Here is a 14,443-nt window from a genome sequence, read left to right as displayed (position 1 = left end):
TTTCACGCGCCTGTCTGGGCGTGTTGATGATGGTGCACGGCGCGATGGTCTGTCAATCTGGCCTCGCGCGCGCTATTTGGTGACGGGGTCGAATTGCACGGCCGGCGCGTCCAGGCGCTGTGGCAGCGTGGCCGCGAGTTCCGCCGCTGCCGCCGCGAACTGCGCCTGCATGTCATCGACAAGACTCGAAGCGCCGCGATGGCTCGCGCGCAGTCGCTGGATCTCGAATGGCAGCATCGGTTGCACGTCGTGCAACGCCACGTTGGCGGGGTTGGCGCTCAGTGCCGTGTACTGGTCGAGCAGCGTCACACCCAGCCCGGCATCGACCAGCGCGAGCGCCAGCGAATAGGTTTGCACCTCGAGCGTCGAGTGCGGTTCCAGCGCGTGGCGTGCCAGTGTCTGGCGCACCAGCAGCCCAAGCGAGCTGTCATCGTCATAGCCAATGAAAGGCCGCTCCATCAGCTTGCGCATGGCGACGGTGCCGCGGCGTCCGCCGGCCGGAATCGGCTGCGACCGCGGCGCGGCCAGCAGCATGCGGCCCGCGGCCACCGGTTCGCTGGTGATGGCTTCATGCCGTGGCGGCGAGAACGCGAAGCCGACATCGATCTGGTTGGCCAGCAGCGCGTCAACGATCTCGTTGGTGTGGTGCGTCAGCACCTGAACCTGCGTTTCAGGATGTCGCGCACAGAAACGCCGTACCGCGGGGACCAGCAGCGGATTGGCCAGGCTGGGCGTCGCGGCGACCCTCAGGCGTCCCGCGCCCTTGTGCCGCAGGCTTTCGGAGACGCGTCGCACACGCTCGATCTCGCCATATAGCCTTTCGACATCGCCGTAGAGCGCGGTGGCTTCTGGCGTGGGCTGCAGCCGGCCGCGCACGCGCTCGAACAGGCGGAAGCCGAGAGAGGCTTCGGCATGCTGCAGCACGCGTGTCACCACGGGCTGGGAGACATGGAGCAGCCGCGCGGCCTCGCTGACGGTGCCGGTCAGCATGACGGCGCGAAAGACTTCAATCTGGCGCAGACGCATTGTTGTGGTGCGGAGAAAAGCCTTCAGTGGTGCGGGAAATGGTGCTGTGCACTACGGGTAAGCCCGGGTGGCGGCCATCCATAGCCTGAAGACATATTCTGGCACGTATTGGCATTGGGCAAGCCGCGCCGGGTCGACTACGCTCTGGCCCATCGTATGTTCTGAATGCAAGGCAAGTCGATGCGCGTAGCAATCGTAGGAGCCGGCGTGGTCGGCATGACCACCGCCTGGCGGCTGGCCCATGACGGTCACGAGGTCACGGTGCTGGAGCGTCATGACGGTCCGGGCGAGGAAACCAGCTTTGCCAACGGCGGTCAGCTCAGCTACAGCTACGTGGCGCCGCTGGCCGGTCCGGGCGTGTTGTCGAAGGTGCCCGGCTGGTTGCTGGATCGCGATTCGCCGATGCGCTTCCGCCCGACGGCTGACCCGGCGCAGTGGCGTTGGCTGCTGGCGTTCGTGCGGGCATGCAACGCCGCCACCAGCGAGGCGACGACACGCAAGCTGCTGCGGCTGGCGTTCTATTCACGCGACCTGATGCAGGCGTTCGTGCAGCGTCCGGAGGCGCGCGAGGAAGGCGGCGGCTTTGATTTTGCACGGCGCGGCAAGCTGATCGTTCATCGCGACGCTGCCGCCTACGAATCGGCCTGCCGCCTGCTCGACTACCAGGCCAGCCTGGGTTGCGAACAGCAGGCGATGGACCGCGATGCGACCGTCGCGCTGGAGCCGGCGCTGGGCGGCATCCGCCATGACATCGCCGGGGCTATCTACACGCCGAGCGAGGAAGTGGGCGATTGTCATCGCTTTTGTCTGTCGCTGGCCCATCTGTTGCAAGGGAAGGGCGCTGTGACGATGCGCTTCGGTACGCGCGTCACGGGTCTGGTGCAATCGGGCGACCGCGTGACGGGGGTGAAGACGGACGATGGCGAGGTCCGCGCCGACGCCGTGATCGTGGCGGGCGGCATCGGCAGCGTGCCGCTGCTGCGCCCGCTGGGGGTGCGACCCATGCTCTGGCCGCTCAAGGGGTACAGCATCACGGTGCCGATTGCCGACGGTGCTCACGCGCCACACATCAGCGTGACGGATTTTGCGAACAAGATCGTCTACGCGCGGATCGGCAACACGCTGCGCGTGGCGGGCATGGCGGATCTGGTACGTGGAGGCGCCACGATCGATCGCGAGCGTGCGCAGACGCTGGTCACGCAGACGTGTGCTGTGTTCGGCAGCGTGACCAATGGCGCCGACCTCGATGCGCTGCAGCCGTGGGCGGGGCTGCGGCCCGCCACGCCGGATGGTCTGCCGATGGTCGGCGAGTCGCGCGTGCGCGGGCTCTGGCTGAACCTCGGCCATGGTGCGCTCGGATTTACGTTGGCCATGGGCAGCGCAGGGCTGCTCGCCGACAAGATGGCGGGCCGCAAGCCAGCCATCGATGCGGAAGATTTCAGTGCAGCGCTGGCGTAGCCGGCGCACACGGGTTGTGCTGGAAGTTTGAGAGTTGGTTGTGAGATTGCCTCAAGTCATGCCATTAAACCAAGCCCCATCAAGGAGCGAAACATGAAGCAACTGCCTGTCCGTCTGACCCCCACCGCCCGCCTGCTGGCCGCTGCCGCGCTGGTCTGCGCCGCCGCCGGCGCGCACGCCGCCGATGGCGACACGCTCAAGAAGATCAAGGACAGCGGTGTGATCTCGCTCGGCTACCGCGAGTCCTCGATTCCGTTCTCGTATTCGGACGGCAAGGAAGTCATGGGGTACTCCCATGAGATCCTGTTGCAGATCGTCGACAAGATCAAGACGACGCTGAACATGCCGAACCTGCAAGTCAAGCTGACGCCGATCACCTCGCAGAACCGTATCCCGCTGATGCAGAACGGGACCATCGACATCGAGTGTGGGAGCACCACGAACAACCTAGAGCGGCAGAAGCAGGTGGCGTTCTCGAACAGCCTGTTCGTCTACGGCATCCGCATGCTGACCAAGAAGGACTCGGGCATCAAGGAGTTCCCGCAGTTGAAGGACAAGAACGTGGTGACCACCGCCGGCACCACGGGTGAGCGCCTGCTGGTCAAGATGAATGGCGAACAGGGCATGAACATGAACCTGATCAGCGCCAAGGATCACGGCCAGTCCTTCCTGATTCTGGAGACGGGGCGCGCGGTCGCGTTCGTCATGGACGAGCCGCTGCTGTATGGCGAACGGACCAAGGCCAAGAACGCGGGCGACTGGCTTGTCGTCGGCGCGCCGCTGCAAACCGAAAACTACGCGTGCATGTTCCGCAAGGACGATCCGTCGTTCAAGAAGCTGGCCGATGGCGTGGTGGCGGACCTGATGACGAGCGGCCGTGCCGAGAAGCTCTACGCCAAGTGGTTCCAGTCGCCGATCCCGCCGCGCGGCATCAACATGAACTACCCGCTGTCGCCGGACATGAAGCAGTTGTTTGCGGAACCGAACGACAAGGCATTCCAATAAGCGAGGGGTCGCAGCCGGTCCGCCACGTCGGGAGGCGGATCGGTTATATAGCCATAATGAATCGTTATTTCGCTGGTGATAGCGTTTGCGGTAGTGTGGAGCCCGTTATAGGCTCATAGGGCCACCGGCGCGCCTCCAGAAAATGAAAGAGCGCAGCCGGATCTGATACCGCATCCCACTGGAGAACATATGCGATCGATTCGTACGGGTTGGTTCAAATCCCTGCTCGCCGCTGCGCTGCTGGCTGGCACCGCAGGCCTGACTGCCACCGCTGCACAAGCCGCCGACTTGCTCGACACGGTAAAGCAGGCGGGTGTGCTGAAGATCGGCGTGGAAGGTACATATCCGCCGTTCGGATATCGCGGGGCCAAGAACGAGCTGGAAGGGTTCGACGTCGATGTGGCGCGGGCCATCGCCGGCAAGCTCGGCGTCAAGCCGGAGTTCGTGACCACCGAATGGAGCGCGATCATTGCCGGCCTGCAGGCGGGCAAGTTCGACGTCATCGTCAACCAGGTCGCCGTCACGCCGCAGCGCAAGCAGGCGCTCGATTTTTCCACGCCGTACGTCTACTCGGCCGCTCAACTGATCCAGCGCAAGGATGACAAGCGCGAGTTCAAGTCGCTGGAAGATCTGAAGGGCCACAAGCTGGGTGTGAGCCTGGGCAGCAACTACAACGAGCTGGCCAAGTCCGTGCCCGCCATCGACGTCAAGACCTATCCGGGCGCGCCCGAATACCTGCGGGATCTGGCCGCGCAACGCGTCGACGCCGCGCTCAATGATCGCCTGATGGTCAACTACCTGATCAAGACCGCAAACCTGCCGCTGCGGCCAGGCGCCGTGGTGCCGGGCGCCAACACGGAAGTGGCCATCCCGTTCCGCAAGGACAACCCCAAGTTCGCGCAGGCCATCGACAAGGCCCTGGATGATCTCCGCAAGGACGGCACGCTTGTGAAGCTGTCGAACAAGTGGTTCGGTTCGGATGTGACCAAGCCGCTGAAGTGATGCTGTTGCAGCGCAAGCGGCGGTTGCCGCGCCGGTTGCGCTGATGCCGAGTCCTGATCTCGATCCGCGCCGTGGCCGCTGAAATAGCCGAAGGCGCCCTGGCGCGGGTGGCCACCACAAGCGATATCCGTAGCCGCCCACGTCGGCGCAGGCATCGCCGCCCGCCCAGGGCGTAAGACAACACCCACGTGCCCGGATCTGTGCCGATCACGTATGATCGCGCCATTCCCGATTCCTGCCGTTCCTTCCATGTCTGCTCTCGCGCTCGTTGTGGATTCGCTGCCCGTGCTGCTGCAGGGCGCGGTGCTCACGCTCAAGTTCGCCGTGCTGTCGATGGCGTTCGGCCTGCTTATTGGGATTGTGGTCGCGCTGATGGGAATCAGCCATGCGCCGATTCTCAATAGGGTGGCGCGGGTGTACGTCAGCATCATGCGGGGTACGCCGCTGCTGGTTCAGATCTTCGTCGTCTACTATGGTTTGCCGGGCATCGGCATTGCGCTGGAACCCACGCCGGCAGGGGTGCTGACGCTGAGTCTGAACGTGGGCGCCTATCTGTCAGAGAGCATGCGTGGCGCCATCCTGGGCGTCTCGCGCGGGCAGTGGCTGGCCGCCTCCAGCCTGGGGATGACGCGCGGCCAGACGCTGCGCTACATCGTGGGTCCGCAGGCCCTGCGGCTGGCGGTGCCAAGCCTTTCCAACAGCCTGATCAGCCTGATTAAGGACACCTCGCTGGTGTCGGTCATTACTGTGACCGAGTTGCTGCGCACCGCGCAGGAGATCATCGCGGCCACTTACCAGCCGCTGCCGCTCTATCTGGCGGTGGCAGCCATCTACTGGGTGCTCAGCACCGGGTTGTCCTTTGTGCAGCGCGCGCTGGAGCGCAGGCTGTCACTGCCGGGCCGTCACTGAGCTCCCTGCCGCGCCACCACCGAATCGTCCCGCGTCGTCACTGCGCCTTTGATGGGGCAGGCGGAGGCTTGGGCGTCTCGACCTTGAGTGGCTGGCCCGTTTCCAGCAGCGTCTTGAGCCCGGCCAGGATCAGCGGCCAGCCATTGCGGCCGCCTTGCAGGATCTGCTCGTCCACGGGTTCCTGATGGCTTTCGCTGACGGTGAGCCGTACGGCTTCGCCCAAGGCATCGAGCTGCCACGTGACCACCACTTCGGGCAACGACCGGAACGCCTCCAGCCACTCCACGCGCCACGTCACCGATAGCCGGTAGGGCGGCTCCGCCGCCAGGACGACGCCCTGGGAATCCACCTTGCCGTCGTCCATGCGCAGCACGAATGGGCTGCCCACCTGCCAGTCCGATTCGACGCGCCGGCCGAAGAAATATTTCACGCTTTGCGCGGGGTCTGTCAGCGCGGCCCAGACCTGCTCCGGCGTGGCGGCGATGTAGGTAACGACTACGGTATGCGGGGTGCGCATGCGAACCTCCTCTGAGATCTGATGGCGACCGGCGGAGCAGGGCGGTCGATAGCGATGGTCACCGTACTGTGGACCTGTCCCGTCTGCGCGGCAAGTGGCGGCCCATGAAAAAGGCCGGCTCAACGGAGCCGGCCTTGCGTGGCAACAGCGGGGTGCGGCAGGGGGCATCCCCCGATGCCGCTCAGCCTTGCGCGATACGTTCCGCGATATGCCCCAGGGCCTCTTCGACCTGGTCCACCAGGATCAGGCAGAGATCGCCAGGCCGCAGGTGAGCCAATGCCGTGTCGATGGCCAGGAACTCGCCCCGGATTTCCTCGACATGGCTGGTGCGCTGCGCACCTTCCAGCCCCTCGCGCAGCAGCGCCAGGACTTCGCCATCTTCGCGGCCACGCTGGCACTGATCCTGATACAGCACGACCTCGTCGAACACGCCGCCCAGAATCTGGGTTTGCCGACGGATGTCGACGTCGCGCCGATCGCCCGCGCCGCTGATCACGACCACGCGGCGGCTCGACTTCATGGTCTCCACCGCGTTGCACAGCGCCTGGATGGCGTCCGGGTTGTGGCCGTAGTCGGCGATCAGCGTGGCGCCCTTGTAGTCGAACACGTTGAAGCGGCCCGGGGCCGTCGCGGCATCGTTCACGAAGGTTGCCAGCCCACGGCGGATCACGGCCCAGTCGATGCCCAGCGCCCACGCGGCAGCGACGGAGGACATCGCGTTTTCCACCTGGAAGCCGATGCTGCCGTTACGCGTTAGCGGAATGTCCGCCAGCGCAATGCGCACCTGATTCTCGCCCTCGGACGCCACGATGTGGTCACCATCGACGAACACCACGCGCTTGCCCTGCGCACGGTGCAGCGCCATGGTCGGCAGGCCCGGGTCTTGGGCGAAGAACGTGACCGTGCCCGGGCAGGCATCGGCCATGCGCGCCACCATCGGATCCGCGGCGTTCAGCACGGCCATGCCGTGCGGCGCCACGTTCTGCACGATCACGCTCTTCAGCACGGCCAGGTCTTCCACCGTGCTGATGTAGGACAGGCCCAGGTGGTCGCCTTCGCCCACGTTGGTCACCACGGCCACATCGCAGCGGTCGAACGCCAGGCCCTCGCGCAGCAGGCCGCCGCGCGCGGTTTCAAACACGGCGGCATCCACATCCGGGTGCAGCAGCACGTTGCGCGCGCTGCGCGGGCCGCTGCAATCGCCGGTGTCGATGCGTTCGCCCTGGATGTACACGCCGTCGGTGCCGGTCATGCCCATGCGCAGGCCGCTGGTTGCCAGCAGATGCGTGATCAGGCGCACCGTGGTGGTCTTGCCGTTGGTGCCCGATACGGCCACCACGGGAATGCGGCCGTCATCGCCGTCAGCAAACATCGTGGAGACGATGGCCTCGCCAACCGCACGGCCTTTGCCGTACGACGGCTGCAGGTGCATGCGCAGGCCGGGGGCTGCGTTGACTTCGACGATGCCGCCGGCCTGTTCCTCGAACGGCTTGAGCATCGTCTCGCACACGGCGTCCACGCCGCAGATGTCCAGGCCGACCATCTGCGCCGCGGCCACGGCGCGCGCGGCGATGTCCGGGTGGACATCGTCGGTCACGTCGGTGGCGCTGCCGCCCGTGGACAGGTTGGCGTTGTTGCGCAGCACGACGCGCGTGCCCTTGGCGGGCACGGCGTCGGCGTTCAGGTTCTGCTTGGCCAGCGTGGCCAGCGCGATATCGTCGAAACGGATCTTGGTCAGCGACGTGGCATGGCCTTCGCCGCGGCGCGGGTCGCGGTTGACATCCTCGACGAGCTGGCGCACGGTGTGCACACCATCGCCAATCACCTGCGGCGGATCGCGGCGCGCCGCGGCCACCAGGTGCTTGCCCACCACCAGCAGGCGGAAGTCGTGACCGGGGATGTAGCGTTCGACGATGACGTCGGACGAGATATCGGCCGCTACTTCGTAGGCCGTCATCACTTCCTCGCGTGTGCGGATGCGCACGGCCACGCCCTTGCCCTGGTTGCCGTCACGCGGCTTCACCACCACCGGGCCGTTGATTTCCTGGGCGGCGGCCCAGGCTTCCTCGGCGCTGCTGACGGATCGGCCCATCGGCACCGGCACGCCGGCGGCGTGCAGCAGGCTCTTGGTCAGTTCCTTGTCCTGGGCGATCGACTCGGAGACCGCGCTGGTCATGTCGGTCTCGGCAGCCTGGATGCGGCGCTGCTTGCTGCCCCAGCCGAACTGCACCATCGATCCCTGCGTCAGGCGGCGATACGGAATGCCACGCGCCACGGCCGCATAAACGATCGAGCCCGTGCTGGGCCCCAGGCGCACATCCTCATCGAGTTCACGCAGACGGTGCAGCGCATCGTCAAGGTCGAACGGCGTGTCGTCGCGGGCGGCGATGCAAAGTTGCTCGGCGAGGCCGAATGCCAGGCGGCCGACCTCTTCCTCGCTGTACTGCACGACTACCTGGTACGTGCCCGGCTCCACGGTTGGCGACGTATTGCCGAACGTCACCGGGCAGCCGGCGGAGGCCTGCAGGCCGAGCGCGGCCGTCTCCAGTGCGTGGGCCATCGATGGCGATCCGGCTTCATCGTCGGGACGCAGCGGGCCGATGGCGGGGAAGCGCGCACGCAGGCGGTCTTCGAAGCCAGGCAGGTCCGCCAGCAGGTGCGAGGTGTCCGGGCACGCCACGATGGCCTCGATGGCGGTGTGGCGGCACCAGAGATTCGGGCCGCGCAGGGCCCGGATGCGAGAGACTTCCATAGAATCTGTTTTCCGTTGTTCTTCGCGCTGGCAGGTCCGGAACTACGCGCGGCGGCCGGGGCGGCCCATCCACTGGTGGACTTGCTCGACGGTGCTCTCGGGGGAGCCCTCGTCGCATTGCAGGACCAGCAGGTCGCCCGCCACCAACTGCGACAGCGCGGCCTCGATGGCGGCGCGGCGCGAGCCCTCGTCGATGATCTTGGTCACGCGGCGGCCTTCGTACAACCCCTTCTTGAGCTGCGCGCGGGCCTCCGCGTCCGGCAGGTCGCGCCTGACGCTGTGGTCCTCGCACAGGAACACACGGTCGAAGCTCTTGCCGATCACCTTGCCTTGCGAGATCAGGTCCTCGTCGCGGCGCTGCACGCCGGCACCGAATACCAGCATGCGTCGCTCCGCCGGGAAGCGATCCAGCGCGGCGGCCAGCGCTTCCAGCGCGGGCGCGTTGTGCGCGTCGTCGACGATCACCGTGGCACCCTGGCGCTCGAACAGCGTAAAGCGGCCCGGCACGTCCACCTGGCCCACGTCGAACGTCACCACGCCGGCGCGGATCAGGTCGTTGGAGATGCCCAGTGCCCAGCCGGTGGCCACGGCCGCCAGCACGTTCTCGATCTGGAACGCTACGCGGCCCGCGTAGGTCAGCGGGATGGCCGACACATCGGTCAGCGCGGTCTCGCTGTTGCCCGTGGCCAGCACGATCTTGCCGTCGCGCACGAACACGGCACGCTTGCCACTGGCGCGATGGGCGGCGATGGCGGACAGGTCGGTGGACAAGCCGAAGAAGATCACGTCGCCATCGCACAGGTCGGCCATCTCCACCACGCGCTCATCGCGCGCGTTGAGCACGGCCACGCCGTTCTTGAGCACGACATCGACCTGCGTACGCATGACGCTGTACATGCGGTCCTCGTCCTCGACGTAGTAATCGCCAAGGTGGTCGGGATGGTCGAAGTTGGTGACCACGCCAACCTGGCAGCGGTCATAGGGCAGGCCTTGCGACAGGATCATGCCGCTGTCGTTTTCGAACACGGCGGCTTCCACCGCGCGGTTCATCAGGATGCGGTGGCCAGCTTCCCAGTTGGCGCGGTCGCCCGCATCCACCTGGCGGCGATCCAGGAACAAGCCGTCGCTACATGCCAGGCCGGTGTGCTTGCCCGACAGTTGCAGCAGGCGCGCGACCAGCTTCGCCACCACGGTCTTGCCGTTGGTGCCGGTGATGCCCACCACCGGGATGCGGCCGTCGTCCTCGCCACCGTCCTTGGCTGCCGGGAACAGGTGGTCGACGATGGCGCGGCCCACGGGGCGCGGCGTGCCGTCGGCCGGCTTGATGTGCATCAGCAGGCCAGGACCGGCGTTGACTTCGACGATGGCGCCACGCTGCTCGGCCAGCGGGCGCGAGATGTCCTCGGCCACCAGGTCCACGCCGGCGATGTCCAGGCCCACCACGCGGGCGGCCAGCGACGCATGCGCGGCCACGCTCGGATGCACGCGATCGGTCACGTCGAAGGCGACGTTGCCGTTGCGCTGGATCAGCACGTGGCATCCTTCGGTCGGCACGGAATTGCCGTCTTCCAGACCCTGGCGCTTCAGTTCCAGGCGCGCGGCGGAATCCAGGCGCACGCGGTTCAGCGGATGGTCTTCCGTGCTGCCACGGCGCGGGTCGGAATTGATCTGCGATTCGATCAGTTCGTCGATGGTCGACTTGCCGTCGCCCACGACGCTGGCGGTCTCGCCCATCGCGGCGGCCACCAGGCGGCCGCCCACCACCAGCAGGCGGTGCTCGTTGCCGGGAACGAAGCGCTCGACGATCACGCCGTTGCCTTCGTGGATGGCCACGCTGTAGGCCGTTTCCACTTCCTCGCGCGTCATCAGGTTGGTGAACACGCCGCGGCCGTGATTGCCGTCATAGGGCTTGACCACCACCGGCACGCCGATACGCTCGGCGGCGTCCCACGCATCCGCGGGGCTGTCGACCATGCGGCCTTCCGGCACGGGTACGCCGCAGGATTCCAGCAGGCTCTTGGTCAGGTCCTTGTCGCGCGAAATGGATTCGCCGATGGCGCTGGTGCGGTCGGTCTCGGCCGTCCAGATGCGCCGCTGGCGCGCGCCGTATCCCAATTGAACCAGATTGCCATCCGACAGTCGGATGGACGGGATGTCGCGGTCGTCGGCTGCATCGACGATGCAGGCTGTGCTCGGCCCCAGGCAATGCTCGTCCACCAGGCGACGCAGGTTGTCGACGGCTTCTGGCACATCGAAGGGGCGGTCCTCAATGGCGGCCATGACCAGGTCGCGGGCGGTGAACAGGGCGGCGCGGGTGACTTCCTCGTGCCAGGCGCGCACGATGACCTTGTAGACGCCGCGTACCGGGGTCTCGCGGGCCTTGCCGAAGCCGCCGGGCATGCCGGCGAGGTTCTGCAACTCAAGCGTGACGTGTTCCAGGATGTGACCGGGCCAAGTGCCTTCCTTCAGTCGCTGGAGGAAGCCGCCGCGCTCGCCGATACTGCAGCGATGCTCGATCAGCGTCGGCAACCAGGTCGACAGGCGCTCGTAGAACCCCGGAATCTTGTTGGAGGGAAAATCCTCCAGTTCCCCGATATCGACCCATGCCTCCAGAACGGGCCGATATGTCCACATATTCGGGCCGCGCAGCGACATGACATCGAAAATCTCAATGTCCTTCTTTTTCATTGATTTAGCTTGAGGCTGTGGGCGAATGCCCGAGAAATGGAAGCCTAACCTTTCATTAACGTTACAACGGCATCAGGGTTGACCCTTGAAGGCCGGAACGCGTTGTGCAGCGCACCAGGCGCCCCCGCTTGTTTGCGTTATGTATACTTGCGGGCAAAATTGCGGGCCGCCAGTCGGCGACCGCCTTAAATTGTTTCAAGTTATGTCCGTCTCTCACCCTTTGTGGACGTATTGCGGACGCATTTCGCGCCAACAATGACCCAGTCTTCCCTGTCCGCTTCCACCCACCCCGGCCCGCAAGGACCCTGGGGCGCCGATCTCGGCTCCCACCTCGTGCCCGGGGAAACTATCCTGGCCGGGCTGGAGCTGGACCTGGACGCAAGCCTGCATTTTACCCAAGGGTGGCTGGTTGTGACGGATCGCCGTCTGATCGGCCGCTCTCCCGGCGAAAAAAACCTCCAAAGCTGGGACCTTGCGCCCGGTCTGACGCTGTCCCACAGCGACCATGCCGGCGTGGGGATGCTGGAACTGACCGATGCGACAGGTCGTCTGGGCAACTGGCGCTACACGCTTGGTTACAATCCCGACGCCTTGCGGCTGGCCGACCAGTTCGAAGCCCGCCGGGACCTGCTGATTACCGGACAGGCTGTCGCGGCGTCCGACGATGACGTATGCCCGACCTGCAAGGCGCCGATCCCGCCGGGCGAGGAGGTGTGCCCGCAATGCAGCCGCGACCTGGAAACCCCGCCTTCCACCTGGGCGCTGCTGCGGCTCTGGCGCTTTGCCCACCCCTATCGCTGGGAATTGCTGGGCGGCTTTGTCCTGCTGCTGCTGGGTACCGCCGCCACGCTGGTGCCGCCATACCTGACCATGCCGCTGATGGACAAGGTGCTGATCCCGTATCAGAACGGCGCGCCGATCGACTATGACCAGGTCAAGCTGTACCTCGCCGGCCTGCTCGGTGCCGCACTGGTGGCATGGGGGTTGGGCTGGGCACGGACCTACCTGTTGGCGCGCGTATCCGAGCGCATCAGTGCCGACCTGCGTACCACCACTTATGAGCATCTGCTCAAGCTGTCGCTCGAATACTTCGGCGGCAAGCGAACCGGTGACCTGATGGCGCGCATCGGCTCGGAGAGCGACCGGATCAGCGTGTTCCTGTCGTTGCATCTGCTCGACTTCGCCACCGACGTGCTGATGATCGCCATGACCGCGATCATCCTTATCTCGATCAACCCGTGGCTCGCGCTGGTTACGCTGGTGCCGCTGCCGTTTATCGCGTGGATGATCCACATGGTGCGAGATCGTCTGCGCCACGGCTTTGAGAAGATCGACCGGATCTGGTCCGAAATCACCAATGTGCTGGCCGATACCATCCCGGGCATCCGTGTGGTGAAGGCCTTTGCTCAGGAAAAACGCGAGGTCGAACGCTTCCGTGAAGCCAACAAGCACAATCTGGCCGTCAACGACCGCGTGAACGCGGTGTGGTCGCTGTTCACGCCGACGGTGACGCTGCTGACGGAAGTGGGCTTGCTGGTGGTGTGGATCTTCGGTATCTGGCAGGTAAGCCACAACGCCATCACGGTAGGTGTGCTCGTCGCGTTCCTGACCTATATCAGTCGCTTCTACACGCGCCTGGATTCGATGAGTCGCATCGTCTCGGTCACGCAGAAGGCGGCCGCTGGCGCCAAGCGGATCTTTGACATCCTCGACCATGTATCGAGCGTGCCTGAGCCGCAGAAGCCCGTGCACATCGACAACGTGAAGGGGGCGATCGAGCTGCGCGACCTGGGCTTCCGTTACGGCAACCGTGCGGTGATTCGCGGCCTGAACCTGTCGATCCAGCCGGGCGAGATGATCGGCCTGGTGGGTCACAGCGGATCCGGCAAGAGCACGCTGGTCAATCTGATCTGCCGTTTCTACGATGTGTCCGAGGGTGCGATCCGCGTGGACGGTATCGACATCCGCTCGCTGCCGGTGTCTGAATTCCGGCGCCATATCGGGCTGGTGTTGCAGGAGCCTTTCCTGTTCTTCGGCACGATCGCCGACAACATCGCCTACGGCAAGCCCGATGCAACGCGCGACGAGATCATTGCCGCAGCCCGCGCTGCCCACGCGCACGAGTTCATCCTGCGCCTGCCCCATGGCTACGATTCGCTGGTGGGCGAGCGTGGCCAGGCGCTGTCTGGCGGGGAGCGCCAGCGGATCTCCATCGCTCGTGCGCTGCTGATCAACCCGCGCATTCTGATCATGGACGAAGCCACGTCGTCCGTGGATACCACGACGGAGAAGGAAATCCAGAAGGCGCTGGACAATCTTGTGCAAGGCCGTACGACCATCGCCATCGCGCACCGGCTGTCGACGCTGCGCAAGGCGGACCGTCTGGTGGTCATGGACCGAGGTCAGATTGTCGAAGTGGGCAACCACGATGAATTGCTGGCGCGCGAAGGCGCGTACTTCAAGCTGTACCAGGCCCAGGCCCGCAATGTCGATGCCGATACCGATGTGACCAGCGACGGCGAAAAGCTGGCACCCGTGGAGGCCGTCAATGCGCAATGATCAGAATTTCGAGCAAACGGCCATGCAGAAGCCTGAATACACGCTGTCCCGTAACCAATTCGGCAAACTGGTGCTGACGCTGGCCGATGGCACGGCGCATGAGGGGGTGGTGCCGGTGCGCGCATTCCCGATCTCCGCGCCAGATGATGGGGTCGGCATGGTCAGTGCCGATGGCCGCGAACTGGCATGGATTCCGCGCCTGGATGCGCTGCCGGCCGCGATGCGCGCGCTGATTGAAGGCGAGCTGGCCGGGCGGGAGTTCATGCCGGAAATCCGCAGCATCGTCGATGTTTCCACCTACGCGACGCCGAGCGTGTGGACCGTGCAGACTGATCGCGGGCAGACCGATCTTGTTCTGCGTGGCGAGGAGGATATCCGCCGGCTCACGGGGAGCACGCTGCTGATCTCGGATAGCCACGGCATTCACTATCTGATCCGCGACCAGTTCGCACTCGACAAGCACAGCCGCAAGATCCTGGATCGTTTCCTCTAGGCGGTCCAGGCGGCTTCTGGCGATCTGGAGTCAC

The 14,443-nt window shown here is 65.4% G+C and carries 10 protein-coding genes; 6 read left to right on the top strand and 4 right to left on the bottom strand.

Going from position 1 to position 14,443, the window contains the following annotated elements:
• Nucleotides 1–72 precede the first annotated feature (72 nt).
• Nucleotides 73–1,026: a LysR family transcriptional regulator gene (locus tag AC1DOX_RS13405; protein WP_441619805.1), complete on the bottom strand. Its 954-nt coding sequence runs from the start codon at nucleotides 1,024–1,026 to the stop codon at nucleotides 73–75.
• A gap of 180 nt (nucleotides 1,027–1,206) precedes the next feature.
• Between AC1DOX_RS13405 and AC1DOX_RS13400 the strand changes: the two genes are divergently transcribed.
• From AC1DOX_RS13400 to AC1DOX_RS13385, 4 genes are all read left to right on the top strand, one after another.
• Nucleotides 1,207–2,484: a D-amino acid dehydrogenase gene (locus tag AC1DOX_RS13400; protein ID WP_441619803.1), complete on the top strand. Its 1,278-nt coding sequence runs from the start codon at nucleotides 1,207–1,209 to the stop codon at nucleotides 2,482–2,484.
• 93 nt (nucleotides 2,485–2,577) lie between these two features.
• Nucleotides 2,578–3,489, top strand: coding sequence for a glutamate/aspartate ABC transporter substrate-binding protein (locus AC1DOX_RS13395; RefSeq protein WP_441619801.1), 912 nt, complete (start codon nucleotides 2,578–2,580; stop codon nucleotides 3,487–3,489).
• 189 nt (nucleotides 3,490–3,678) lie between these two features.
• Entirely contained in the window at nucleotides 3,679–4,491 is an 813-nt protein-coding gene (locus tag AC1DOX_RS13390; RefSeq protein ID WP_441619799.1) for a transporter substrate-binding domain-containing protein, read from the top strand.
• Nucleotides 4,492–4,740: 249 nt separating this feature from the next.
• Nucleotides 4,741–5,400 (top strand): amino acid ABC transporter permease, encoded by a 660-nt coding sequence (locus tag AC1DOX_RS13385; protein WP_441619797.1) that lies wholly within the window; start codon nucleotides 4,741–4,743, stop codon nucleotides 5,398–5,400.
• A 37-nt stretch (nucleotides 5,401–5,437) separates the two neighbouring features.
• Here the strand turns inward: AC1DOX_RS13385 and AC1DOX_RS13380 are convergent, their stop codons facing one another.
• The 3 genes from AC1DOX_RS13380 to cphA (AC1DOX_RS13370) all read right to left on the bottom strand — a co-directional run bounded on the left by AC1DOX_RS13380 (nucleotide 5,438) and on the right by cphA (AC1DOX_RS13370) (nucleotide 11,357).
• Nucleotides 5,438–5,917: an SRPBCC family protein gene (locus tag AC1DOX_RS13380; protein WP_441619795.1), complete on the bottom strand. Its 480-nt coding sequence runs from the start codon at nucleotides 5,915–5,917 to the stop codon at nucleotides 5,438–5,440.
• 181 nt (nucleotides 5,918–6,098) lie between these two features.
• The gene (gene cphA / locus AC1DOX_RS13375; RefSeq protein WP_477112402.1) at nucleotides 6,099–8,669 is read right to left on the bottom strand and encodes a cyanophycin synthetase; all 2,571 of its coding nucleotides are present in this window, start codon (nucleotides 8,667–8,669) and stop codon (nucleotides 6,099–6,101) included.
• Nucleotides 8,670–8,711: 42 nt separating this feature from the next.
• Nucleotides 8,712–11,357 carry a cyanophycin synthetase gene (gene cphA, locus AC1DOX_RS13370; RefSeq protein ID WP_441619791.1) on the bottom strand — a complete coding sequence of 882 codons (2,646 nt, stop codon included), beginning with the start codon at nucleotides 11,355–11,357 and terminating at the stop codon, nucleotides 8,712–8,714.
• Between the two features lie 255 nt (nucleotides 11,358–11,612).
• On the opposite strand from cphA (AC1DOX_RS13370), the gene AC1DOX_RS13365 reads away from it, so the two are divergent.
• The gene (locus AC1DOX_RS13365; RefSeq protein ID WP_441619789.1) at nucleotides 11,613–13,916 is read left to right on the top strand and encodes a cyanophycin metabolism-associated ABC transporter; all 2,304 of its coding nucleotides are present in this window, start codon (nucleotides 11,613–11,615) and stop codon (nucleotides 13,914–13,916) included.
• Nucleotides 13,917–13,938: 22 nt separating this feature from the next.
• Nucleotides 13,939–14,409, top strand: coding sequence for a cyanophycin metabolism-associated DUF1854 family protein (locus tag AC1DOX_RS13360; RefSeq protein WP_441619787.1), 471 nt, complete (start codon nucleotides 13,939–13,941; stop codon nucleotides 14,407–14,409).
• The last annotated feature ends 34 nt before the right edge of the window (nucleotides 14,410–14,443 follow it).

It is taken from the genome of Cupriavidus sp. 01L415, from assembly GCF_056400065.1.
Note: the sequence above shows the minus strand (reverse complement) of the source record. Positions and strands in the feature narration are given on the sequence as shown.